Here is a 256-nt window from a genome sequence, read left to right on the forward strand (position 1 = left end):
CACGACGGCATTCCACAGGTCTGCACTTTTATCGCCCAGGCGAGACGACCCGAACTTCAGAAATAAAAAGACCGATACGAAAACAACGCACAGCGCAACCAGGGCCACCGCCCTTCGAACGAATTGCGACTCAGCCGCGAGCTCGCGGTATGCGCGCCCTCCCTCCACGAGCCGGTTGACGTCCACGACGTCATATAGCGAAAGGTCGCCGTGTCGCATCAATGGCTCGGCGCCACGCCTTTGAGCATTGTCCGCA

1 protein-coding gene is annotated in these 256 nt (G+C 59.4%); it reads right to left on the minus strand.

Features of this window, described 5'->3' with window-relative positions:
• Nucleotides 1-219 (minus strand): hypothetical protein (locus D7S86_RS29970; protein ID WP_205962806.1); only part of this gene is annotated, 219 nt, incomplete at its 3' end.
• Nucleotides 220-256: the final 37 nt, after the last annotated feature.

The sequence above is a fragment of the Pararobbsia silviterrae genome, from assembly GCF_003628125.1.
Taxonomy (GTDB): Bacteria; Pseudomonadota; Gammaproteobacteria; order Burkholderiales; family Burkholderiaceae; genus Pararobbsia; species Pararobbsia silviterrae.